This is a genomic window from Spirosoma arboris, assembly GCF_009754945.1.
Taxonomy (GTDB): domain Bacteria; phylum Bacteroidota; class Bacteroidia; order Cytophagales; family Spirosomataceae; genus Spirosoma; species Spirosoma arboris.
The window spans coordinates 1-25,395 of record NZ_WPIN01000006.1; the positions used below are offsets into that span (position 1 = coordinate 1).

The 25,395-nt window shown below is 46.3% G+C and carries 21 protein-coding genes; 15 read left to right on the plus strand and 6 right to left on the minus strand.

Going from position 1 to position 25,395, the window contains the following annotated elements; genetic code table 11:
- Positions 1-795: hypothetical protein (locus tag GO755_RS17055; protein WP_198174856.1), on the minus strand; the 795-nt coding region annotated here is incomplete at its 3' end.
- Positions 796-1,570: 775 nt separating this feature from the next.
- On the opposite strand from GO755_RS17055, the gene GO755_RS17060 reads away from it, so the two are divergent.
- The 10 genes from GO755_RS17060 (at position 1,571) to GO755_RS17105 (ending at position 13,909) form a co-directional block, all read left to right on the plus strand.
- Positions 1,571-3,319, plus strand: coding sequence for an FtsX-like permease family protein (locus tag GO755_RS17060; RefSeq protein WP_157586402.1), 1,749 nt, complete (start codon positions 1,571-1,573; stop codon positions 3,317-3,319).
- A complete protein-coding gene (locus GO755_RS17065; protein WP_157586403.1) occupies positions 3,316-3,675 on the plus strand; it encodes an ABC transporter permease in 360 nt (119 codons plus the stop codon). Before GO755_RS17060 ends, GO755_RS17065 begins: the two co-directional genes overlap by 4 nt.
- 95 nt (positions 3,676-3,770) lie before the next feature.
- Positions 3,771-5,021: a DUF4249 domain-containing protein gene (locus GO755_RS17070; RefSeq protein WP_157586404.1), complete on the plus strand. Its 1,251-nt coding sequence runs from the start codon at positions 3,771-3,773 to the stop codon at positions 5,019-5,021.
- Position 5,022: 1 nt separating this feature from the next.
- Positions 5,023-6,084 (plus strand): winged helix DNA-binding domain-containing protein, encoded by a 1,062-nt coding sequence (locus tag GO755_RS17075; RefSeq protein ID WP_157586405.1) that lies wholly within the window; start codon positions 5,023-5,025, stop codon positions 6,082-6,084.
- A gap of 218 nt (positions 6,085-6,302) precedes the next feature.
- A complete protein-coding gene (locus GO755_RS17080; protein ID WP_157586406.1) occupies positions 6,303-7,895 on the plus strand; it encodes a sensor histidine kinase in 1,593 nt (530 codons plus the stop codon).
- Positions 7,896-7,915: 20 nt separating this feature from the next.
- The gene (locus GO755_RS17085; RefSeq protein ID WP_157586407.1) at positions 7,916-11,542 is read left to right on the plus strand and encodes a response regulator; all 3,627 of its coding nucleotides are present in this window, start codon (positions 7,916-7,918) and stop codon (positions 11,540-11,542) included.
- Positions 11,543-11,587: 45 nt separating this feature from the next.
- Complete coding sequence (locus tag GO755_RS17090) at positions 11,588-11,953, plus strand: response regulator (RefSeq protein ID WP_157586408.1); 366 nt, start codon at positions 11,588-11,590, stop codon at positions 11,951-11,953.
- Positions 11,954-12,065: 112 nt separating this feature from the next.
- Positions 12,066-12,875 carry a CheR family methyltransferase gene (locus tag GO755_RS17095; protein WP_157586409.1) on the plus strand — a complete coding sequence of 270 codons (810 nt, stop codon included), beginning with the start codon at positions 12,066-12,068 and terminating at the stop codon, positions 12,873-12,875.
- On the plus strand, positions 12,857-13,444 hold the full coding sequence (locus GO755_RS17100; RefSeq protein ID WP_157586410.1) for a chemotaxis protein CheB: 588 nt from the start codon (positions 12,857-12,859) through the stop codon (positions 13,442-13,444). The genes GO755_RS17095 and GO755_RS17100 overlap by 19 nt, the downstream gene beginning before the upstream one ends.
- Positions 13,445-13,624: 180 nt before the next feature.
- On the plus strand, positions 13,625-13,909 hold the full coding sequence (locus tag GO755_RS17105; RefSeq protein WP_157586411.1) for a hypothetical protein: 285 nt from the start codon (positions 13,625-13,627) through the stop codon (positions 13,907-13,909).
- A 174-nt stretch (positions 13,910-14,083) separates the two neighbouring features.
- Here the strand turns inward: GO755_RS17105 and GO755_RS17110 are convergent, their stop codons facing one another.
- The 4 genes from GO755_RS17110 to GO755_RS17125 form a co-directional block, all read right to left on the minus strand.
- Positions 14,084-15,427, minus strand: a complete 1,344-nt coding sequence (locus tag GO755_RS17110; RefSeq protein WP_317165894.1) for a HupE/UreJ family protein — start codon at positions 15,425-15,427, stop codon at positions 14,084-14,086.
- A gap of 12 nt (positions 15,428-15,439) precedes the next feature.
- Positions 15,440-16,579 (minus strand): DUF3500 domain-containing protein, encoded by a 1,140-nt coding sequence (locus GO755_RS17115; protein WP_157586412.1) that lies wholly within the window; start codon positions 16,577-16,579, stop codon positions 15,440-15,442.
- Positions 16,580-16,753: 174 nt separating this feature from the next.
- Positions 16,754-17,461 carry a LytR/AlgR family response regulator transcription factor gene (locus GO755_RS17120; protein ID WP_317165895.1) on the minus strand — a complete coding sequence of 236 codons (708 nt, stop codon included), beginning with the start codon at positions 17,459-17,461 and terminating at the stop codon, positions 16,754-16,756.
- Positions 17,458-18,642, minus strand: a complete 1,185-nt coding sequence (locus GO755_RS17125; RefSeq protein ID WP_157586413.1) for a sensor histidine kinase — start codon at positions 18,640-18,642, stop codon at positions 17,458-17,460. Before GO755_RS17125 ends, GO755_RS17120 begins: the two co-directional genes overlap by 4 nt.
- Before the next feature lie 336 nt (positions 18,643-18,978).
- On the opposite strand from GO755_RS17125, the gene GO755_RS17130 reads away from it, so the two are divergent.
- The gene (locus GO755_RS17130) at positions 18,979-19,449 is read left to right on the plus strand and encodes a MarR family winged helix-turn-helix transcriptional regulator (RefSeq protein ID WP_157586414.1); all 471 of its coding nucleotides are present in this window, start codon (positions 18,979-18,981) and stop codon (positions 19,447-19,449) included.
- 125 nt (positions 19,450-19,574) lie between these two features.
- Positions 19,575-22,010, plus strand: a complete 2,436-nt coding sequence (locus GO755_RS17135) for a 3-hydroxyacyl-CoA dehydrogenase/enoyl-CoA hydratase family protein (RefSeq protein ID WP_157586415.1) — start codon at positions 19,575-19,577, stop codon at positions 22,008-22,010.
- Between the two features lie 363 nt (positions 22,011-22,373).
- Here GO755_RS17135 and GO755_RS17140 read toward each other — a convergent pair whose 3' ends face one another.
- The gene (locus tag GO755_RS17140) at positions 22,374-23,516 is read right to left on the minus strand and encodes a coiled-coil domain-containing protein (protein WP_157586416.1); all 1,143 of its coding nucleotides are present in this window, start codon (positions 23,514-23,516) and stop codon (positions 22,374-22,376) included.
- Between the two features lie 149 nt (positions 23,517-23,665).
- On the opposite strand from GO755_RS17140, the gene GO755_RS17145 reads away from it, so the two are divergent.
- From GO755_RS17145 to GO755_RS17155, 3 genes are all read left to right on the plus strand, one after another.
- Positions 23,666-24,025 (plus strand): DoxX family protein, encoded by a 360-nt coding sequence (locus GO755_RS17145; protein ID WP_157586417.1) that lies wholly within the window; start codon positions 23,666-23,668, stop codon positions 24,023-24,025.
- A 74-nt stretch (positions 24,026-24,099) separates the two neighbouring features.
- A complete protein-coding gene (locus GO755_RS17150; RefSeq protein WP_157586418.1) occupies positions 24,100-24,642 on the plus strand; it encodes a class I SAM-dependent methyltransferase in 543 nt (180 codons plus the stop codon).
- A 191-nt stretch (positions 24,643-24,833) separates the two neighbouring features.
- Entirely contained in the window at positions 24,834-25,385 is a 552-nt protein-coding gene (locus tag GO755_RS17155) for an RNA polymerase sigma factor (protein ID WP_157586419.1), read from the plus strand.
- Positions 25,386-25,395 lie beyond the last annotated feature (10 nt).

Consider the following 25,395-nt stretch of genomic DNA (forward strand, 5'->3'; position numbering starts at 1 on the left):
ACGAATCTCTACCCCTGGCTCTATCGTGGTCGTTGTGTTCTCCTTAATGGTAAATCCATAGTTGTTCAACACATAATAAGAGCCTGAACCCGGTTTGGGGATGGTACAGGATACCGTGGAGGCCTCAGTTCGGAGATAGATATCCGTATTGGTCAGGTTACTGATTCCTCCTACCGTGGCAGCCGTCGCATCGATGGCTTTAGCATTGCCCCTAAATGTCACCGAACTGATAATAGGAGTGATGGAGCCCCCAGTGATGTAAATCCCCGTCTGATTGTTCTGTACCGTTGAGTTGGTGACACTCATCGTTGAGTTGGTGTAAATACCGGTTCCTTCGCTGTTTCGAATGGAGGAGTTACGGATACTCACCGAGGAATTGTAGACATAAATCGCATTGCTATAATTCTGCAGATCCCCCCATCGATCCATCGCTACATACTCCAACTCTGAGTTGGTGCTGTTGGAAAAGAAGAGTTGTCCCCCATGAGAGGAACCGGTGTAGGCAGAGTTGGCAAAACCCACAAACCGGATTGAGTCGGTGGCTGTGCCCTGGGCAATCAATGTACCATTGACCACTAGTTGATCCCCATAAAACATCGAGCGAATCTCTACCCCTGGCTCTATGGTAAGTGTTTGCCCAGTGGGGATGTTTACTGAACTGGTAATAACGTAGGGACTATTCGCTTTTGTTAACGTACCAGCTACGATTCCGCCTAGCGGGGTTTGTGCAAAACTTTTATTGAAAAATGATAGTATTAAAAGAAGAAATAGACTAAAGGTATACTTTGTCAACATGGTTGTTACATTAAGGTGTAGAAATTATCTAATGCAAACAACTATATATTTATTGAGAATCAAATGTTAGTGTTTAGTAATTATTGCTTATTAGGTCCTGAATTTATTAAACGTTGTCATTTTCTCGAACAAAATACTCCAATCATGGTTTACGGCTCGCTGCACGCTATGGGTGCAAGAATATGAAATTAACGGGGTAAATAAACTATAGATTGACGCATCTTTCTGCCGCCCAGCCCTATAACTTTTGAGGGGCCGGGCAATTAAATTCTCTGTTTAAGGCCGAATTGATTTGTGGCCAGATTTCCGAGCGGCTTGGTTAATCATTGGGCGAACTAAGACCAAAAAAAACCAGATTCTGTAATGTTTTGCTGAGTCAATCGTCTTAGCCACAAGTGTATAGCGCAACCCTTGCTTTCGACAATCATGGTAATAAATTCCATTAAAACGGCATGGCGTATAATCAATAGACATAAGACCAACGCTGCTCTGACTGTCTTCGGACTATCCATGGGCCTGAGTGCCAGTCTGGTCATTTTTCTCATAACTCGTTATGAAATCGGGTATGATACATTTCTCCCGGACAAGGAACGTATATACAGGATTGTTGCCCGCCAGCAAGATCCGGAAGGCAAAACTGGTTATATCGGCGGCACTCCGAATTCGTTACCAGCTACGCTTCGTCAGGAGTTGGCAGGATTTGAGAGCGTGGCAACCTTTTACAACTACTATGCGAGGGTGGTTGTAGAAAACAGTAACAAACAGCCCAGAGAATTTGACGCAGTCAGGCCCGGCGAGGGAGTTTCACCGATTATCGTCGCAGAGCCACATCAAGTACCACTGGCTAGCTGGCAGTCCGGTCACTGCCTTACAGGAGCCTTTTAAGGTCGTATTGACCGAAAGTCAGGCGCATAAATATTTTGAGAGCCAACCATTATCAGCTATCCTGGGCAAGACCATTCAGTACCAGGATGTCTTGTTTGACAGTACACTCGTACTGACGGTTTCAGGTATCGTCAAAGACTTCGAGAAGCAAACAGATTTCACGTTTACCGATTTTATTTCCTTTCCGACTGTCCGGCAAAGCTTTTTAAAGAAGGAAATCCAGCTTGACAATTGGGGGAACTGGAATCCGAATGCACAGGGATTTGCCAAGCTGGCAATCGGGCAGAATCCCGGTCAGGTAGAAAAGCAATTTCCCCAATTTTTAAGCCGTCATGTTCCTCCCTACTCAGGCTTTACGACTACCTTAACCCTCCAACCGCTTTCCGATCTTCATTTTGACAGTAACTATCGGGATAATTACTCCCGCAAAGCCCATCGGCCAACCTTGTATGGACTGATGGGTATTGCTGCCTTTAGCCTGCTCATTGCCATTATTAATTTTATTACTCTGTCGACAGCCCAATCGATAGGTAGGGCTAAAGAAATTGGTGTCAGGAAAGCCTTAGGTAGCAACCGGACCAGTTTGATCGGTCAATTTTTGGTTGAAACATGGCTACTTACACTACTGGTGGGTGGGCTTTCTATCGCTCTTACGCTACCCGTTATCTATGCATTTCCTGACATGATACCGCCTGGTGTAAGTTCAGGTTTGCTAAGTCCAACTACAATTGCCTTCCTGCTGTCGGTGATTTTGATGACCTCGCTGGTAGCCGGATATTATCCAGCAACGATTATAGCGTCCTATTCGCCTGTTAATAGCCTGAAAGGCCGAGGAGTAGGGAAACTAAATAACAAAAGCTATTTCCGAAAGTCACTGATCGTTTTTCAGTTCGTCATCTCGCTTATTTTTATGGCTTGCACCTTTATTGCCGGCAACCAAATCCGATTTATTATGAATAAGGATCTGGGATTTGAGCACGATGCCATTGTCACGTTTTATACCGCATGGAGTAATCCCCAGGATCGGTCTGGTGTGTTTGCCGAACGGATCAGGCAGCTACCAAGTGTTCGTCAAGTGAGTACCCATCTGGAAACACCAGCCGCCAAGAGGCATGCGCAAACTTATATCCGCTATGTGGATGTCGCTAACGCCAAAGTAGGTGCAGCCTATGAGCTTGCTGACGACCAGTATGTGCCTTTGTTTGGCTTGACAATTCTGGCAGGACGGAATCTTAGTTCCGCCAACAGGCCCGGCGAATTTCTCATTAATCAAACCTGTTCCAGAGAATTAGGCTTTAGGACGCCTGCCGATGCAATAGGTAAACTGGTTCAAACGGGCATGGACGAGGCTACCGGCGTAGTGGTGGGCGTGGTGAAAGACTTTCATGCCAATTCACTCCATGAACGAATTGAGCCTTTCTTCTTCAGTTCCAACCAAAACAGCGAAAGAGCAATAAGCGTAAAGCTGGCAACCCGTGAGGGCGGACTGGACCAATTCGGGGCTCAGATTGCCCGGATTGAGGCTAACTGGAAAGAGATTTATCCCCATGAAACGTTTCAGTATCATTTTTTTGATCAAACCATTGCCCGTTTGTATGAGCGCGAACAAAAGACGTTACGCTTATTAAAACGGCCATGATTATTGCCATTCTGATCTCCTGCCTGGGCCTTTTTGGGCAGATAGTATTTTCTGCACAGCAGCGATTGAAAGAATTAGGTATCCGGAAAGTAGTTGGTGCCACTACCGCCAGTCTGGTTATGCTGTTAAGCCAAGACGTTATCAGACTAGTGATCGCTGCGCAGCTAATAGCTACACCTATCACCTATTGGTTGATGCAGTATTGGTTAGCCGATTTTGCCTATCGAATCACAATCAGTTGGTGGGTATTTGTCTGGTCAGGCATAGCTGCTCTGGGGATTGCCTTGGCTACGATAAGTTTTCATTCGATTAGAGCCGCTCTGACCAGCCCCGTTAAAAGCCTGCGAAGTGAGTAATGCCTGCCCTTACATCTGTATAAATTAAATTGTCATGGCTGCCTAGTAGAATGAATCCGTAAAGCAGTTTTAATAGAGCTATCTGGTGGCTGTCTATGCGCTCGTTTGTTTTACTTGGATTCAGTTGTTTAACCGCTTTGTTGCTGCCTCTGGCTTGCGTCGATCCCCTCGACCAAAGCCAGAGAGACGCAGTAAATGCCATTGTCGTGGATGGTACCATTACAGACTTAGCTGAGCCGATGATCATTCAACTCAATCGCGCGCAGGGCGACAGACTGACGGGTCGAAGTGGGACGCTGCCTATTACCAAAGCAACGGTCGAAGTGGTTGTCGATTCATCGGAAGTGATCGCTTGTCATGAGACCATAGATGGTAACTATCAACTGCCCAGCGATTTTAAAGGACGACCAGGCCATGCCTATCAACTGCGATTTACCCTCAACGATGGGACACATTATCTATCTACTCAGCAGGTAATGCCTGTTGCACCGCCCCCTATTGACCGATTGACTGTTCAGTTTAATCCTACCAGTATTTCTCAGGCGGAGGCAATCGATATGCACTACAGAGCAGGCCATGATGTGTATCTGGATACGCAGGACCCTGTCGACGTGCATAATTATTATCGATGGGATTGGACGTTGTATGAACGCCAAGATTGGTGCCGCTCCTGTTATCAGGGACTTTATGTTGTCAATAAGGTAGTGGATTTACATAATGGTACATATCAATCGACAGATCAGCCGCTGGAGGATTGCTTTTATCCACTCACTGGCTTACCTTATCAGTATGTTCAGGCTACTCAATTTGATTATTTTTGTCGAACGCAATGTTGGGAAATCCTGCATAGCCATATCATCAATATTTTCGATGACGAGCTTAGCAATGGAGGTCTCATTGCCCGACGGCCCGTTGCACACATTCCCTTTTACCAGCGTAGTCCCTGCCTGGTCGTTATTCGGCAAGGGGCTATTACGAAAGATGCCCATCACTACTTCAATTCGTTTGAACTGCAAACGCAAAATACAGGCGGCCTGTCCGATACTCCGCCAACAGTACTGCCGGGGAATGTTCACAATGTGAGGGCATTAAACGAGGTTGTCGTTGGGTATTTTACCGCTTCATCCGTTGTGGCTAAACCGTACTACATCGACCGAAAAGATGCAGAGGGTATTCCTCCCACTTTATTCTATGCGCTTAACGCGCGTGTTCCCCATCCAGAAGATCTGCCCCCACCATCCCCTGGCCCCACGTTTATCATTGGTGGCCCGTCTCGTCCGCCTACGGCTGTCTGTGGCCCTATTGATCAACGAACGCCATTTAAACCAGTAGGATGGCCCAACTAAAATGCCAGATTCACCCCTTATTCAGCATCGGCTTATTAATCAACAATTGGCTCAGCCATTATTTACCCGGCCAGCTGAGTTGGTCGCCTGGTTTGGGGCAATGCAGGCACAGGATTATGCTGCCGCCAAATGGGCAGTTGGCCTGCGTTTACCCAACACAACCGATGCTGCCATTGAACAAGCCATTGCCGATAAGTCCATTATTCGTACCTGGGCATTACGGAGTACGTTACACCTTATAGCCGCTGAGGATATCCGGTGGTTATTAACGCTAGTCAGGCACCGACTTGCGTCACAATGCGGAACTCACTACCGCAAGCTCGACTTAAACGAAGCTGTATTTGCGAAAAGTCAGACGGCCATGATTCGTGCGTTGGAAGGTGGGCAGCAGTTAACCCGTCCCGAGCTGAAAGATGCACTTACGCAGTCTGGCATTCTCACCCACGATTTACGCCTGAATTTTCTGTTAGGCAACGCTGCTTTCGATGGTCTGATTTGCTTTGGTAATCGACGAGGCAAAGAATTTACATTTACGCTACTGGACGAATGGTTTCCTCATACTAACCGACTAGTACGTGATGAAGCTTTAGCCAGCCTTACCATACGTTATTTTACGAGCCACGGGCCGGCTACGCTACAGGATTTCGTGTGGTGGTCGGGCTTAACGGTTACAGAAGTAAAAGAAGGACTTGACTTAGCTAAATCCAGGCTGATCTCAGAAGTTATACAGGGCCAGACATGCTGGATGGCTTCTCAAACTCTTGATTATACGGTATTGCCAACCGTTCATTTGTTACCATCGTTCGACGAATACTTAGTAGCCTACAAAGATCGGACAGCGCCACTAGGCTCATTGGGGCTTAGCCAGATTGTGAGTGCGGGTAATGGTATTTTTAGCCCAGTCATTGTTGTCGATGGGCGAGTGGTAGGCACCTGGAAACGTACGATAAAGAAGGCTGCCGTTACGGTTGATACTCATTTGTTTTTTCCGCTCTCAGAAGAACAGCAGCAAGCCGTTGCGCTCGCAGGCACACAATACTGCGCATTCCTGGGTTATAAATAGAGTAAGAAGTGAAAATGTAGTTACATCCAGCCAGTACGAGTGACTATCTTATGCTTACGGTTAATTCGCTGTTTTCTGCCTAGCATCAGAATTCTGGCGAATATTCGTGTAACTCATTAATTTTAGGCTTTTATAGGCTGCATTTGCCATCTGGTTGCTACGAGACCGCTTTTTTGTGAAGGGGCCATTTTATTCAACGTTCTAATTAATACCCTGACATGATTCTTATTGTTGATGACAGACAGGAAAATATTCTCCCGTTAAAGAAGATTCTTGAGCTGCATCGATTTTCGGTGGATACTGCCGAATCGGGGGAGGAAGCCCTGAAAAAAATCCTTAAAACGGATTACGCCGTCATCATTCTTGACGTACAAATGCCGGGCATGGATGGTTTTGAAGTAGCCAACGCTATTTCGGGATTCAGTAGAGCCAGGGATACGTCCATTATTTTCCTGTCGGCTGTTAACACCGAAAAAAAATTCATTACTCAGGGCTATACGTCTGGTGGAGTCGATTACCTGACCAAGCCCGTCGATCCGGATATACTGGTCCTGAAAGTCAAAACGCTGCACAGACTTTATGAGCAGCAACAGGAACTGCGGGCTACACAGGATTCGCTACGAAAAGAGGTTGATGTGCGTAAACGTGCTCAGGAGGAGTTAGCTGCGCGTATTCAGGAGTTACAGGCGGTAATGTCCACCTTGCCTCAAATGGCTTTCACCGTGGCTCCCGATGGCCAGATTGAATACGTAAACCAGCACTGGTTTCGCTACGCTACCAGCGCCAAGACATTTCCGGAAACCCACACACAGGATATGCTGTGCCATGAGTGGGATCAGCTATTTGCCCAGAGTGCCGAATTTACCCGCGAGGTCCGTTTAAAAGACTTAATAACGGGCGAGTACCGCTACCATTTGCTACGTATACTACCTATCCGACAGCAGGATGTATTGATCCGCTGGATCGGCACTTTTACCGATATTCATCCGCAAAAACTGGCAGCCGAACTGCTTGAACAACAGGTTGAGTTACGCACCAATGAACTCCTGCTCAAAAATCTGGAACTGGAGCGAACCAACCATGAATTGCAGCAATTCACCTGGGTCGTGTCGCACGACCTGAAAGAACCTCTGCGAAAGATCCAGCTGTTGAACGACACCATTAAGGAAAAGTACCTCAAAGGCAATGAGGAAGCCGTTTCTTACCTCGATCGATCAATTCGGTCATCGGCACGAATGTCGTCGCTGATTAATGATTTACTGGCCTACTCACGGCTATCGAACCCTGAATCATTTCAGCTAACAGACCTTAACGCCATGCTCAATGAATTGCTGCTGGACTTCGATGAGTCCATTAGCAGAACGGGCGCTACCATTGCTATTGATAAACTACCCATCATTGAAACAATGCCGAGTCGGATGCGGCAAATCTTTCAGAATCTGATCAGTAACGCACTCAAGTTTGCAAAAGAAAATGTGCCTCCCGTCATTCGCATTAGCGCCGAACTTATCGACACAAAAGATATTGACGGTATTCCTTCAGAAGAAGGAGCGTATTGCCGGATTGTGGTGCAGGATAATGGCATTGGATTCGACGAAAAATTCCTGGATCGCATCTTCGTTATCTTTCAACGCCTGCACAATCGAGCTACTTACGAGGGTACCGGTATCGGTTTAGCCATTGCTAAAAAGAATGTGGATAAGCACCAGGGCCTTATTTGGGCACAGAGCCGCGTCGATGAAGGGACCCGGTTTATTCTCGTCTTACCCGTGCAGCAAGCTAGTCAGCCGGTGATTAACGAAACTGTATAATCTAGCCTACTCCTCTACCTATGCCAAAATATTCAACATCGAATTCGGTAATCCAACAGCTACAGGTTGTTTTCAGTATCTCAACACTCCTACTGCTTATTAGCCTTGTTGCGTCATTTTACAGCATTCAGAAACTGATCAGTAATTCGCAACTGGTTAATCATACCAATCAGGTACTTATTGAAGCGGAGAATATTATCTCCTATATGAAGGACGCCGAAACGGGGCAGCGTGGGTACCTTGTCTCGCTTGACCCTCTTTTTCTACAGCCTTACAACGGTAGCTTTCAAAAAGTACAGACCAGCTATGATCGACTCAGTCAGTTAACGATCGATAATCCAGACCAGCAAAAGAATCTGGCCGAAGCTAAAGAACTCTACGAAGCCAAGTTTTCGCAGATGCAGCGGATTATTAATCTGGTCCGGCAGAATAAAGGATTTCTCCGTGACACGGTCGAGCGGCATAGAGAAATGCTGAGGGGTAAAGAGGTGATGGATAAGCTGAGGATCGTGATTAGCCGGCTGAAAGCAGAGGAAGAAAACTTACTTCAATCCCGAATCGAGCAGCAGCAGATTTACATTACCTATACGCCTTTCCTGCTTGTTATTGCAGCAATCGTGTCTATGCTGATTACCTCCTTTACGTATGTGCGGATCAAACGGGATCTGGACGATCGGATTGCCCGACAAAAATTGGACGAAGAGAAATACGTTGAAACGGCCAGACGGATTGCCGTGATGGAGGACATCACGCAGGATATTGCCGGAGGAGACTATTCGGTACGGAGTACCGACGAACAGGATGATGAATTAGGTCGCATATCGAAAGCACTGAACCAGATGACAACCTCACTGGAACAGACATTTACAGACTTAAACAATAAAAATTGGCTACAAACTGGTTCGGTTGCCTTGAGCGATGCCATTCGGGGTCAGAAAGATTTAAAAAAGCTGGCAACGTATTTAATTGATACGATTGCCAATTACGTGGACGCTCCACTGGGTACGGTTTATCTGGTCGATAATGAGTCAAGTTTTAAGCTGTCAGGGAGCTATGCTGCTCAGCAAGTGCCAGCTATGGTCAATCCTGGAGAAGGGTTGATTGGGCAAGCAATTGAACGTAAAAAAATGATTATTGTCGATGATGTACCGACCGATTACAGCCGTATAACATCGTCACTGGGCGACACTCGCCCAACATCCTTAGTGATTGCCCCGTTGATTTACGCCGATACCTGTGTTGGGGCAATTGAACTGGGTTTCCTGCGCAAACCCGACTTGTTAGTCATCGATTTTATCGAACGCAATCTGGAAGCGGTGGCGATTGGGGTCAATGCGGCCCTGGATTATAGTAAGTTACAGAACTTTCTGGAAGAAACCCAGGCCCAATCGGAGGAATTGCAGGCGCAGCATAATGAGCTGGAAAATCTGAATGCTGAACTGGAAATGCAGGCCCAGAAACTCCAGGCGTCGGAAGAGGAACTGCGTGTTCAGCAGGAAGAACTTCAGCAAACCAATACCGAACTCGAAGAACGTGGCCTTTTGCTGGAAGAGAAAACCAGCGAGATACAGAAAAAAGCCGACGAGCTGGAATTGGCCACCCGCTACAAATCGGAGTTTCTGGCCAATATGTCGCACGAGCTTCGTACTCCGCTCAATTCGATTTTATTATTGAGCCGATTACTGGCCGAGAATACGGACGAAAATCTGAACGGTGATCAGGTTGAATACGCCAAGGTAATCCAGTCGTCGGGTAACGGTTTGCTTGGCCTTATCGACGAAATTCTGGACCTGTCCAAAATTGAAGCCGGACAGATGAAACTGGATTACCAGGACGTAACCATTCAGGAAGTGACCGATGAGCTACAGTCGCTGTTTGGTGTGCTTGCCAAAGAGAAAGGTCTTGATTTTTCGATAACCGTTGAGCCCGATGTGCCGGCCGTTATTGAAACCGACAAAATGCGGCTGGGCCAAATTCTGAAGAATCTACTCTCGAATGCCATCAAGTTCACATCGAGTGGCAGCGTTACCCTTACGGTTCAAAAAAATAAAGCCAAGACCAAACGTACCGGCGATGGCGAGGCTATCCACCCGACTCTCTGCTTTGTGGTGAAGGATACGGGTATTGGTATACCACTACAAAAACAGCCACTTGTTTTCGAAGCGTTCCAGCAGGCCGATGGCTCTACCAAACGGAAATATGGCGGAACCGGCTTAGGATTATCGATCAGCCGTGAGCTGGCTAAATTACTCGGGGGCGAGATTAAATTGACAAGTAAAGTGAATGAGGGTAGTGAATTCACGGTTCATATACCTGTTTCGGGCGCTGACTCTCTCCCAACAGAATCAGTAATAAGCCCGGCACCACAGAGTCAACTGCCCATATCTGGAACCGCCGTTCCCGATAAATACATCAGCGCTACCATTCCAGAAGCAATTCCCGATGATCGAAATGCAATTAAGGAAGGGGACAAAACAATCCTGATTATTGAAGACGATACGAACTTCGCGAAATCGTTGCTGGATTATTCCCGCAAAAAAGGCTACAAAGGGGTCGTATCAGTTCGGGGTGACGAAGGGCTGAAACTGGCGGCTATTTACAAGCCGATTGGTATCCTGCTCGATATTCAGTTGCCGGTTATGAGCGGTTGGGAGGTGATGGATGCCCTGAAAGCTGATCCACAAACCCGGCCAATTCCGGTGCATATCATGTCGTCGCACAAGCTCAAGAATGAGAGTCTACTGAAAGGGGCTATTGATTTTGTCGACAAGCCGATGGCGTTTGAGCAGATGCAGGACGTTTTCAAAAAGCTCGAATATGTGCTGGATCGCAACCATAAGAAAGTTCTGATCATTGAAGATAACCCCAAGCATGCCAAAGCGTTGGCTTACTTTCTGGAGACATTCAGTATTAAATCAGAACTGAAAAGTAACATTGCTGAGGGCATTAGTGCACTGAGAAGTAAGGAAGTCGATTGTGTGATTCTGGACATGGGTATTCCAGATCATAAAGCCTACGAAACCCTGGAAGAAGCGAAGAAAAACCCTGGGCTCGAAAACCTGCCCATTATCATCTTTACGGGCAAGAGCCTGTCGATGTCCGAAGAGTTGAAAATTAAAAAATACGCGGATTCGATCATTGTCAAAACGGCCCATTCGTATCAGCGTATGCTTGATGAGGTATCGCTCTTTTTACACCTGGTTGAAGAAAACAAACAGTCCGATAGCAACAGTGGTTCGAAAAAGATGCGGGGACTGAGTCAGGTACTCGACAATAAAACAGTTCTGGTCGCCGATGATGATGTGCGAAATATCTTCTCGTTATCGAAGGCATTAGAGCAATACAACATGACCGTTATTGCCGCTCTGGATGGTAAGGAAGCCCTTCAAAAGTTAGCCGAGAATCCGACAATTGATATCGTATTACTGGATATGATGATGCCTCAGATGGATGGCTACGAAACGGCCCAAAAGATTCGGGAACATTATCAATGGAAGAACTTACCCGTCATTGCCGTTACGGCCAAAGCCATGACTGGCGACCGGGAAAAGTGCATTCAGGCCGGGGCATCGGACTATATTACCAAGCCCGTGGACATCGACCAACTGGTGTCTCTGCTACGCGTCTGGCTTTATGACAGATCATAGTAAAAATTAGTATACACAGATGCACGGAGACAAAAAATCAACACCATGCCTAAAAAACGAATCTTGATTATTGATGATGATTCAAGAAATATTTTTGCCCTCACGGCCACACTGAAGGCTAAATCGTTCGAATGTCTGTCTTGCCTAAGTGCTCGGGAAGCGCTGGAACTGCTCAAAACCGATGTGGTAATCGACGCAATTCTGATCGATATGATGATGCCTGATATGGACGGTTATGAAGCTATTCCGCGTATCAAAAGTCTGGCAAATCGGGAAAACACGCCTATTTTTTCGGTTACAGCACAGGCAATGGTTGGCGACCGGGAAAAGTGCCTGCGGGCTGGTGCTACAGAATACATTGCCAAGCCAATTGACGTTGATCGACTATTGCACTTGCTGTCAGGCATTTAAAGGAAACATAATTTAGATTCTATGGATGTTAATGATTCTAGCCAATTGATAGCCGGATTTTATCATAAATAGAGTCAACAGAATCCGTGGAATTAACAGTATCCAACAAAAAATGATTGAGGAAAAAGAGGTAGATCTTTTGCTAAATGACCTGCTTGAGGTGTATGGGTATGATTTCACCCATTATGCCAGAGCGTCGTTGAAGCGACGGATTAACCGGCTGTGGTCTCTGGATAAGTTTCCGAGCTTTGCAGAGATGCGTTATCGGGTTCGATCAGACCCAAATTACCTGAAGCGATTTGTGGAAGAGCTGACTGTGAACGTTACTGAAATGTTCCGTGATCCGCTGTTCTATAAAACACTCCGAACAGACGTGCTTAGTAAGCTAGCTGCCAAGCCCTTTATTCGTGTCTGGCATGCTGGCTGCTCAACAGGCGAAGAAGTGTTTTCAATGGCTATCCTGCTCAAGGAAGCCAACCTGTTGCATAAATCGTTGCTATATGCCACAGACCTGAATTCGGAAGTACTGGACATCGCTCGCAAAGGGATTTTTGCGCTAAGTCCCATGAAGCAGTATTCCGAAAACTACATTCTATCGGGTGGCAAAAACGATTTTTCAAGCTATTATACTGCGCAGTATGGTCATGTTAAGTTCAATGAAGAGCTGGCGGGGAAAATGGTATTCTCGACCCATAATTTAGTGTCGGATCGCTCCTTCAATGAGTTTGATCTGATCCTGTGTCGAAACGTGTTAATCTATTTTGACAAAGCCTTACAGGAGCGCGTACTAACCCTATTTAATGAAAGCTTAGGACCGCTTAGTTATTTGGCACTAGGAGCCAAAGAAACCCTGAAGTTTTCCAGCATACAGCTTCAATTCCAGCAAGTTGAAACCGAAAAAATATGGCGGAAAATCAAGTAATAGACGATTGTAAAATTGTGCTTATCGGGGGGTCTACCGGCAGCATCGACGTCTTGTTGAAATTGCTACCTGCTTTACCGCCTACGTTGTCATTTGCACTTATCATTGTTTTGCATCGGAAAAATACCTCAGATTCGACCTTAGCAAACCTGTTTTCGCTCAAAACAAACCTACCACTCAAAGAGGTAGATGACAAAGACAGTATTGTGCCGGGTATGATCTACCTGGCTCCCGCTGATTATCATCTCCTGATCGAACAGGATGGTACGTTTTCCCTGGATGATTCTGAAAAGGTCAATTACAGTCGCCCGTCTATTGACGTGACGTTTGAATCGACTGCCGATGTATATGGCCCTTCGCTGGTTGGTATTTTGCTGTCGGGCGCTAATGCCGATGGTACCAATGGCTTGAGCGCCATTAAACGGGCTGGAGGTGTTACGATCGTTCAGCAGCCCGAAACGGCACAGGTTGCCTTTATGCCCCAACAAGCCATACTGAGCGCTCCCATCGATTTTGTACTGAATATACAAGAGCTAATTTCGTTTGTTAAAGCGCTGAACAAGGCATAGTGCCGGCCATCCCGATTGCTAAACTAACGACGCTATTCATCATTAATATTTTTTAATACACTCCCGAATTATAAACAAGATTACTCAATGCTTGTTAAATGGGTATAAGTAGATTCGCTAGGTAGTGAATTGGCTCTTATGAAACTAACACTCACTAACGGGATTGCCCCAAAAAACGTTATGAAAAAAGTAATTGCAATCGTTGCGGCCCTTGCTCTCACCTTGAGCATGGCTCAGGCCCAGGATAACAAAATCAAGAAAAAAGCTGAAGTTGTTGAAGCGAAAGGCGAAGTCGCTGCGGATAAGGCAGCTTTAAAAGTCAATAAAGCGGCTCGTGAAACAGATAAGGCGACGGGTGATAAACAAGCTCTGAAAGCGCATCGAAAAGAACACATGAAGCAGGAAGGCGAGCTGGTAAAAGACCAGGCCAAGAAGGATGTTAAAGTAGCGAAAGAGAAACTGTAATCGTGCCCCATAGTTAACAAAGCCAAAACGCCCGACTTTTAAGTTGGGCGTTTTGGCTTTGTTAAAGTGAATAATATAGCCTGAGAGTATTTAAAGGTTATGGTGTACCCAATAAATTGATCGAAAAGCTGCCCAACTTATTAAGGACACCAGATACGGCTTTGTAAGTAATTATTAGGCAGGTAGTTGGTTCGCTCGCTTCATTCGCCAGGTGAGCAATAGGGCGATCACAGCCAATACGCCCAGTCCATACGGAGTAAAGCTTGCAACCAGCTCTATTCCCTTTGTCAGGCTATTAGGCTGACCGGTGATACGCTCAATCACCCAGGCAATAGCCGCAATGGCAGCCAGAAAAGCACCGGTTAACCGAACAACCCGGTAAGCAGGTGTGCGACTCAGCAACATCAGCCAGGGAATCGTCAGACCAATAATCAGGAGTTGCATTAGTTCAATACCCAGGTTGAAACCCAGAATACTCAGTGCCATTGGGCCCGCATCCAGTTGAAGGTTAGCCAGCGTACTGGCAAAAGCCAGCCCGTGAACCAGTCCGAAGCCAGCCGCCACCCAGGCTTCTCGACCCGGAAACAAAGGTCGAGCGGCATGAATCGCCGACACCAGAATGGACACCGCAATGAGCACTTCAACGGGTTGGCTCGGTAACCGGACCCACTCCATTGCCCCCAACAGTAGAGTCAATGAATGACCAATGGTGAAGGCAGTAACGATCAGCAAAATATGCCGAAGACTATAGCGAACCCCACCAAAGTGACCCCAGCCGAATCGTCGGAATGAACGACCAGTGACCAGCAATGGGGCAGGCAGTAGCAATACGAGCAAAAACAGCAGATGGTCAGTACCCTCGGCAATGTGCTTCGTCCCGAGTTTTACCATAGACGAAAATCCCGACCAGATACTACCCGACTCCAGACTAACAGTCAGAGGTAGGATTCGGTTATTCACAATATCCAGACTAATAATACCTACCTGAGCTGGGGAATTATCGGCTAGTAATCCATTCGCCCAATCCTGCCGAACGGAGACCAATATTTTATGGGTCACCACCTGATGGAGGACAGCGTCATAGTAAAAGACGAACTGCCGAACGACCTGCCCAATTGGAGGAACTAGTTTGACCTCCGCCATCAATTCGCGGTACACTCCGTTAATTGGGTTCTGGGTTTCCAGTACCGCCAATTTCCCTATCGATACAGACCAATTCTGTCCATCAGGACTTTGGGGACGGATATGTTGGATCAGGTAAGCCCGCAACTGAGGGCCGAGCCGGTCAATCAGATGAGCTGCTGAGTCGTTAACGGCGTGACCAAAAGCTGCCTGTAATTCGCTTAGTGGAATCTGCACCTCAGCGTCAATTCGGTTGGCGTGTACATTCAGCAGCACTACCGAATTAGGCATTGGGTGTGCCGAGGATACATTTGACAGCCCGACTGCCAAAAGACCGATTAAGAAAACCATCAGCCATCCGTATGAACGGCTGATGGAAAAAGGTTGATGCTTCACGAGAAAAATTACTTAATTACCACCGTAGTCGGAGGTATGATCGCGCCATACCGAGTGAGAGTGGGGCGTATTCTTGATAATGACACCCCCCTGATACGAAAACTCGATCCACACACTTGGCCCATCAATACGTACATAGTCGCCTTGAGAAGCCATCGCTGTCGTTCCCGAATACGAAATATAGGTACTGGCTAATTCCGATGTATATTTAGTTAGCACGGTGGCGGCAGTGGTGGCTTCCAGATCATTGACGTAGAGCTTGATGGCACTCAGTACCAGGGCTTGTTTGTCTGAGCTTAGCGAACCAACTTGCAAGCCTACCTTGGTGGCGGGAAACTTACCGTCCTGACCAGGCCCAAGTACCAGATCCGTATATGTACCTGATAGCTTAGCCGTCGTCTGCTCGCTCGTGCTTAGGCCCGTCAGCATAGCTCCAAACGCGACTCGCTCCTGCTCAAAGGCCTGGTAGGTTCGGTTGGCGGCCGTAACAGCTGCTTGTGGCTCGGTCCCCCGGAAAGCGGGCGTGACGCCAGTAACGGCCCCGGCGTTGAAGGTGAAAGGCTGGGTATAGTGGTGACCGGTAAACAGAATCGACCATAATCCCGTTGTGCTGGGAGTGCCCAGGAATGACAGATAGTAGTTTCCAGCCCCATAATCGGAGCCGCCACCAATCGTATTCAGATAATCGTCAGCTGCCAGATTGCCGATCATCTCGTCGTACCCTTCGTTGGTCGTACCCAAGGCCAGTAAGCCCACCATCAGGTTGCGGAAAGCGGCTAATTGTGTGGAGGAAAGTGAACCAAGATTGATCCCGATTCGGGCAGAGAGTCCAGCCGGTAGGTTCGACCATTTCTGAGCATTCGTTTTGGAATAGGTCAGCTGGGCCGTGGCCAGTTGCGTAGTAGTCAAAGTAGCCTTGAAGGCTTCAGCCAGACAAACAATCTGAGCTACGCCAGTGGACGCACAGGTAGTGGTAGTCGCCGTAGCGGAGAGTGTCGTTGTGATAGCACTTGAGCTTGTGGTCGTAGTCGTAGTACCTGAAGTTGAGGTCGGTGTAACCGTATCATCAGTAGACTTGCAGGCTTCCAAGATAGCTAAGCCACTAAAAATCAGTGCTAAAGCTATGCTAGTAACTAGAATATTCCTTTTCATGGAAAATGAATCTTGTTTTGTAAGAAGAGTATAATTACTTAATAACCGTTACGTAAAGACCTGGGCAAGTGTTGCCCATACGTAGTGATTTGTGGTGAATAGGTGCTGGGTAGGGGTGAACAGGCTTTTTATTGATTGAATGGCCTCGGCAAGCTGCCTGGCAAGGGGGTAAATCTATCGGCGGAAAAGGCTAAAGAAATCCTTTTCGTAACTACTCCCAACAGGAATTTCTTCATCCCCAATCAGGATCATCCGGTTTCGGAGCGCTTCAATTTTGTCGATGGCAACAATGAATGAGCGATGAACGCGAATGAAGTTTCGGGCTGGTAACTTATCCAGCATGGCTTTTAAGGTAAGCCGTACGACTAGTGGGGCGCCTTCTTTTAGATGGATCTTCAGGTAGTTATCCAATCCCTCGATAAACAGGATATCACTTAGAGTAACCTTCACCAGATTGAAATCGACCCGGAAGTATAAGAAAGTTTGCTCTGGGCTTTCCATGGTATTGCTACCTGGTTGTCGTAGCGACTGCCACCGCGCCTGTGCCCGCTGTATGGCCTGCCCAAACCGATCAAAAGTAAACGGTTTTAGTAGGTAATCGACGGCCGATACTTCGTAACTCTCGACGGCAAATTCACTATAAGCCGTTGTGAAAATAACCAGGGTTTGTTGGGTAATAGATCTGAAAAATGCCAACCCAGACTCTTTGGGCATGTTGATATCTAAAAAGATGAGGTCTATCGGATTAGCTTCCAGATACAAGCGGGCTTCGCCGGTACGCGTGAAAGTTTTAACCAATTTTATTGAATCGATACGATTACAGAAGGCCTCAATTACATCCAACGCAGGACGCTCATCATCCAGGGCTATCGCGTTCATCATGATAAGGTGAGGGTTAATGTAACACGGTAATGCATCGGGGTGTCCTCAATTACTAGTTCATGTGCATTCGGGTAAAGGAGCCTAAGTCGCTCCCGTGCGTTTTTTAGCCCAACAGTCGTTGATTTTTCCAGTTGATTAACGTCTACCTTGTTGTTGGCCACATACAACCGTAGTCGCTCATCTTGTATAGATAAATGAATGATAATCAGGGAATCTTCTTCTGGGCTAACGCCATATTTGAACGCATTCTCAATGAATGAGAATAGGAGCAGTGGTGCAATTTGTAAGCGATTTTGGTCTCCTTCCAACTGGTAATCAATCTGAACCGCATCTCGTAAGCGAGCCTTTTGTAAATCAATATAATTAGCAATGTAATTAACCTCTGTTGACAACGGCACCTTATCTCGATGCGCATCCCGAATGATGTAGCGCATAAACTCCGAGAGCTTGACAATCGTATCTGCTGTCCGCTCGTCGTTCCGGATCGCCAATGAATAAATGCTATTGAGTGTATTAAACAGGAAATGAGGATGGATCTGCGCTTTAAGTTGCTGTAATTCGGCTTTCAACTGATCGTTTTCAACCTGTCGGAGCCGGTTGGCCGTTTGTACCGAGATCGACAACAGGGTACTTACACTGCCCAATAGGAAAAAGAGAGCCAATTTAACCGGAAGCAAGAGCGTAAACGGGGGACCGTGGTGATCTCTTTGCCGCCTGTCTGGGTGCGGGCCATTCGGCGGTTCGGGAAATCCTCGTTTGTCGTGGGGATTAAGATCGTCCGGATGTGCCCGGTCTGGCGGGCCAGAATGAGGTTCCAGCATCATTTCTTCCACAAATAGTTGCCGGGCCCAGGCCAACGGGGTATTCTCCTGAGGTGCTTTAAAGTAAGCCCATTGCTCAATCCGATACGGAAGAAATGCGATAGTTAAAACGCAACAGACTGCAATAAGCGTGTATCGCCCATATTGCTTGGCCAGAAACCAGCGTGGGACAAATACAGTGTGGTTATAATAGGAGAAGAGCAACAGCAGTAGATAAGCCAGCCCATTTTGAATAATATGTTCGTGTGGGTTAAGCGGACGCCAGCTTACACCCTGATACACAAAATAGACCAAGGGCAGTGCCGCTAAGGCAACACCAATTAATAACTGTTTACCATGAATTCTTAACCAGGCTACCATTCATAGATGAGATGAGTTACAAAATTACGATATCGACTGTGTAGGCGGGAATAAATGTGGTTGATGAACCAAATGTTGGGGTAAATGAATAAGTAACATAACAGATCACGGGTTGTGTGTTTTGACCTACAGGGTGGATGCCTATCTTCGTGAGGAATTAGTCAATCCTTTAGTGGCCTTTGTGTAAATTCTGGAATATGGTTAACTCCACCCGGTCAGCAGGTTCATAAAATCCCGACAGGACCACTTACGCGACCAGATAATTGGTATGCATGCATACGGTTTTTATGAAAAAGTGGTAGATTTACGTCCAGATGAGATCTGGAGACACCTATCATGAAAAAGGAGAAAACGGTTGATTTTCATATAAAATGGGGTTGGCATGCTATTTCACGCATGTACAACGCCTATGCAGCCCGCTTCGACATTACCATGGCGATTGGCTACGTGCTGCTTAATATAGATCTGGAAGAAGGAACCCCAGCCACCAAAATTGGTCCCCTGCTGGGTATGGAGCCGCGTTCGTTAGTTAGAATGCTCAAAAACCTGGAAGAACGTGGTCTGATTCGACGTGAAGTGGATGGTAATGATAAACGCTTCGTTCGAATTTACCTGACCGAAGAAGGAAAAGCCAAACGCGAAATGGCCCGCGATGGCGTTATCCAATTCAATAACATGATTCGGGAGCGAATCCCGCTCGATAAGCTGGTTGTCTTTCTGGAAGTAATGAAAGACATCAATAGGATGGTTGAAGAAGAAAACGCCCGCATCAAAGCTGGCGAAGCGGAAGAACTGCCACTAGACTAATTGTTTTAAAATAAGCCTGCAGACAAGGCAGATATAGCGGATTTACGCAGATTCTTTTGCTACTAATGTATCCACTACATCTACCTGATCTGCGGGTCAATCCAATTACCGAGTCAAACTAAACCATGGAAGCTACCTTAGAAAAACCCAGGAGTCAAACAAAAAATCGTACAATTCGGCGCGTAGCTGTGCTGGGGTCGGGTATTATGGGTTCGCGTATTGCGGCTCACTTTGCTAATATTGGCGTCGATGTGCTGTTGTTGGACATTGTGCCAAAAGAACCCAATGAACTGGAGCAGGCTAAAGGCTTAACAACGGCCAGTCCACTGGTTCGGAATCGCATTGTTACAGATGCTTTCCAAACCATGCTGAAAGCCAGTCCGGCCTCTTTATACAGCCCGAAATTTGCCGACAGAATCAAGCTAGGGAATTTTGACGATAACCTGAAAGATATTTCCAGTTTCGATTGGGTAATTGAGGTAGTCGTAGAACGATTAGATGTAAAGCGCTCTGTTTATGAGCGAGTTGAACAATTTCGAAAGCCCGGTACATTAATCACCTCGAACACGTCGGGTATTCCGATGCACTTGCTTACGGAAGGACGTAGTGATGATTTTCGCCGGAATTTCTGCGGAACGCACTTCTTCAATCCTCCGCGTTACCTGCGTCTGCTCGAGATCATTCCCGGCCCCGATACCGATCCTGCCGTTGTCGATTTCCTGATGAACTATGGCGATCTGTACCTTGGCAAAACGACGGTTTTGTGTAAAGACACGCCCGGTTTCATTGCCAACCGACTCGGTATCCAGTCATTGATTCAGACTATTCGCGTGGCCGAAGAACTGGGCCTGACCGTAGAAGAAGTAGACAAACTCACAGGTCCGGTGGTGGGCCGCCCCAAGTCGGGGACTTTCCGCCTGTCGGATGTGGTGGGATTGGATACAACGACCAATGTGGCGGGTAACCTCGTTAAAATGCAACATGACGAATCGAGAGCATCGTTTGAGTTGCCTGCATCTGTGCAGAAATTAATGGAAAATAAATGGCTTGGCGATAAAACCGGGCAAGGTTATTATAAGAAAACGAAGGACGATAAAGGCCAAACGCAGATTCTGGCGCTCGATCTGAAAACGTTTGAGTACAAGCCTTCTGAAAAGGTCAAATTCGCGACGCTGGAAAGTACGAAGGCAATTGATAATCTCAAAAAGCGTTTTCCGGTACTCATTGCTGGTAAAGACAAAGCGGGTGAATTTTACCGTCAGATCTTTGCCGATGGTTTCCGTTACGCTACGTACCGTATTCCCGAAATTTCGGACGAACTCTACCGGATCGATGCTGCGATTACGGCTGGTTTTGGCTGGCAGCTGGGGTTGTTTGAAACCTGGGATGCCATTGGTGTTAAAAAAGGTGTTGAACTGATCGAGTCGCTTGGGAAGAAACCCGCGCAATGGGTGTACGACATGCTCGATGCGGGTTTCGATGCCTTCTACAAAGTCGAAAATGGCAAGCGGAAATATTACGACATCCCAACGAAAAGCTACAAGGTTATTCCGGGTGCCGAAGCGTTTACCATTCTGGAAAATCTCAGTAATAACATCGTCTGGAAAAACGCAGGGGCCAACATCGTTGACCTTGGCGACGGGATTCTAAATGTAGAATTCCGTAGTAAAATGAACACCTTTGGACAAGAAGTTTCGGAAGCCTTGAACAAAGGTATTGCCCTGGCTGAGAAAGACTTCCGGGGACTAGTTGTTGGGAACGACTCGACAGAAGCGTTTTCTGCAGGCGCTAATCTGGCTATGCTGTTCATGTTTGCCGTAGAGCAGGAGTTCGACGAAGTAAATCTGATGATTGCCCAATTTCAGAAACTCATCGCTCGGTTGCGATACTCGTCGGTTCCGGTTATTGTGGCTCCGCATACACTTACGCTGGGTGGCGGTTGCGAAGCCACACTTCATGCCGACCGTGTTGTTGCGCATGCTGAGAGCTATATTGGTCTGGTCGAAGTGGGTGTTGGTTTGATCCCTGCTGGTGGCGGAACAAAAGAAATGGCCGCTCGGGCGTCTGATCTCTACCAAACCGGCGACCCCGAATTGAACATCCTGCAAAACGTGTTCATGAACATTGCTACGGCGAAAGTTTCGACTTCAGCGCAGGAGGCTCGCGAAATGAACTACCTCCGCTCTACTGATCAGATTGTGCTGAACCGTAGTCGCCTGTTAGCCGAAGCAAAACAAGCTGCCATTGAGCTGGCCGACAATGGCTACACGCAACCCAAACCACGTACCGACATTAAGGTGCAGGGAAAAACGGGTATCGCACTGTTCCGGGCGGGTGTTACAGCCATGCATATGGGTCGCTACATTTCGGATCATGACCGGAAAATTGCCGACAAACTCGCTTACGTTATTTGTGGGGGCGATTTGAGCAGCCCACAAAATGTATCTGAGCAATACCTGCTCGACCTGGAACGGGAAGCTTTCCTCTCCTTAACAGGCGAAAAGAAAACGCTGGAGCGAATTCAAAGCCTGCTAACAGGCGGCAAGGCGTTGCGGAATTGATAAAGTAAAGAGTTCTTGTATAGTTGATGACCGCAGTTAACCCTAACTGCGGTCATTTTCTTTTAGCTATGGAACTCAAAGATTTCATAAAAAACGCACTAGTTGGTATTGTAGAAGGTGTTGATGAGGCAAATGAATCGCATGACCGTTTTCATGCTGTAGGCATGGTATGTTTATAGAAGAGAGATTGATACGGATTCATTCGCATGCCGTAGGTATGCAACAATAGCTGTCTGGTAGCATACCTGCGGCATGCCAAGCAGATAGCACATACATTTTACTATAAACATTTGATCACTACGCGATCTTGCCACGATTGAGTAGTCCACGATCTTTTCGTATTGATTCTAGGGGATACAGCGCCTACATCAAATCGAAAAATGAAAACTCATCGGGCTTTTGAATACGGTAGGTTTTCAGCCATTGTTTTAATATGGCTGGTTCGGAAAAAGCCTTTATATCGGATTTGATTTGTTTGATGTCCCGTTTCAATTGGGCGATGTCGCTGTTCAGGCTAAACTCCAGCGCGATTGGCGAGTTAACCGCAAAAGCAGGTTTTCCTGTCATAGCCGCCAGGTCATTTTGTAGCGCGAAGAATTCGTCATCTAACTCCTGCGCCTGCTGTCGTAAAATCTTGTTATAGTATTTAAGCTGCTCTTCGGCAAGGGTCTCCAGATGCGACTGATCGATGTGTTCAAACTCAAGCTGGAGTCGGAGTAGTGCCAGTAGGTCGCTTTTTTCGTAAGCTTCTGTTACCCGATGCATGATTTCGGTTTTGCGCAGTTTCTCGGCCTCATCAAGTTCACGATCGGGGTGGAACGCTTTTACTAAATCGATATACAACGTTCGAACAGCTTTTGTGATGTTACGTTCTTCAGTCTGTTTTCTGGCTTCGCGTTCCTGTTGTTTTTCCGATTTTGGCTTTGCTGCTTTACGCTCGGCGGCCTGTTGCTTTCGTTCGGCTTCGGCAGCTTCCCGTTGCGCTACCTGCTCCTGCACATAGGCCGCCATTTTTTGTGGATCGCTCACATCAACATCATCCTCGAAGTTAATGCCAAACATGCTTCCCATCATTTCCTTAAGCAATTCGGCCGTGTGCTGATCGGCTTCAGCGTTGGTTTTGTCGAAATTCTCTTCTGTATGTTTGTTGTAAATAGGCTTAAGCTCGTCCATACCCTGGTTATCAATCAATTCGAAGGCTATGTTCTGAATCAGATCAACAAGCTTTTTCTTTTCCGTTTTTGTATAGCCTTTACTTTCATAAGCCCGATCAAACAAACGAACCAGGTCGGCTCGGAAACGACTGTATTGCGTAAGTAACGGACGATAGTCGGTTTGAACACGCTGTTGAATATGTTGAGTAGCTTCCCGCAGATCGTGCAGACTTTGGTTTAGCGTTTCAATTTTCTGGATGAGCCGATTAAACTCTTTCTGCGATTTCGACAGAACCGCTTGTTGCTTTTTGGTACCAATCTGGACGATATGTTGCTGTGGTTGTGTTGGCATCACGTTGAGAATGTCCTTACAATAAGACGTACAGTTTCAGGTAAAATTAAGCCCCTCCAGCAGCTTCACCAAGTTAGTTGGCCGGGTAAAGAATGTTTAAACACAGAGATTTATAAATTTACGTTGTATACCCCAATTCACCTTCTATCATGGCACTACCATTGAAAATTCTGAATGCCGTACTTATTCTTTTCGCTTTGTACATGGGTCTTAAACAAGGTTGGGCCATGTTTAGTGGTAAACCTGAAATGGTCGACATGTTCAGTAAATGGAACTTCAATAAAACCAGCCTGTCAATTCTGGGTTTCTTCACGATGTTGGGGGCTGTATTAGTACTGATACCTCAAACGTTTGTCTGGGGAAACTTCATCACAGCAGCTGGGATATTGGTGATTATCGCCTACCATTTGCACGATAAAGACCTGAAAGGAGTCGCTATTGAATTGCCATTTTTCCTGCTCTCGCTGGTCATTATTTATTTACAACATCCTCTGACGAATCAACGATAATGGGTAGTAGACAGGTAGTTCCATTGACCAGACTGAAAAGATGATATGTCTGGATGTAGCAAACGAATAATAAAATGACAGACACAGAGGCATCTGACCTGATACGGACTAATTACCTTGATACAAGTCGTAAAACAGTCTGGGCCGATTTAGGGGCAGGCAGCGGCACGTTTACACGTGCGTTAGCCGGATTGCTTCAGCCGGGCAGCACTATTTATGCAATCGACACCGACAAGAAGGCCCTTAAAACTATTCCCAACCTTCGTCATCAGGTAAAAATTGAAACGTATGTGGCAGATTTCATTCGTGACGAACTTCCACTGCCAAAAATAGATGGATTCCTGATGGCAAACTCGCTGCATTACGTATCAGACCAGATTGCCTTTCTTGAAAAAATGAGCGGGTACCTTATGGAAGTAAACGATTTGCTCATTATTGAGTATGATACAGATACGCCTAATGCACCTTGGGTTCCTTATCCGGTAAGCTATCGTTCGTTAACCAATTTAGTTGAACGGATTGGCTATCAGACTATACATAAACTACGGGAACGTGACTCTATTTATGGCAACGCTACGCTTTATAGTGCTCTGGCTACTCGTAGGAATATACGATAAGATTATAATTATTTCAGGATACTTATAAGTTACAGACTGGCTTTATGATATATAAAATATAACTATTTGTGGTTGGTTTGAAGATTTTCTACCTTTTAATATATTTTCAGTATATTAAGACGCAGATTTCGGAGCAATCTGAGTAACTTTTTAGTTAGAATATCTAACCCAGAGAATTAATTTAAACTACTATGACTGATTCAATAAGCGATGAGGAAATGATTCGTCAGTACCTAACCAGTCAGCCCAATCACTGTTTTGAGACGCTTTACAATCGTTACGTTAACAAAGTCTATCGTCGGTGCCTATCGATGACGAAAGATCCGTTAAAAGCCGAAGATTTTACGCACGATATTTTTCTCAAGGTATTTAATCGATTAGAAGCTTTTCAGGAACGGTCAAGTTTTTCGACCTGGCTATACGCTATTTCGTATAACTATTGCTCCGATCAGATTCGATTAGCCAAGCGCTCTAATTTTATCACGACTGAGGAAGAGATTGATCAGAATATTCCCGAACCCGAAGAGACCCAATTGCATGAAGAAGCCCTGCAGTTAATTAATCGGGTTTTAGCGGAACTGTCGGTTAAAGAGCGATCTCTTTTGCGGCTTAAATACGAAGATGAATTAAGTATTAACGAAATAGCAGACATCTATAATCTCAATCCAAGTACGGTTAAAATGCGACTTAAACGGAGTCGCGATAAAATACAGAAGCTATACGCGCAATTGTATAATAGTTAATAAGGAAACT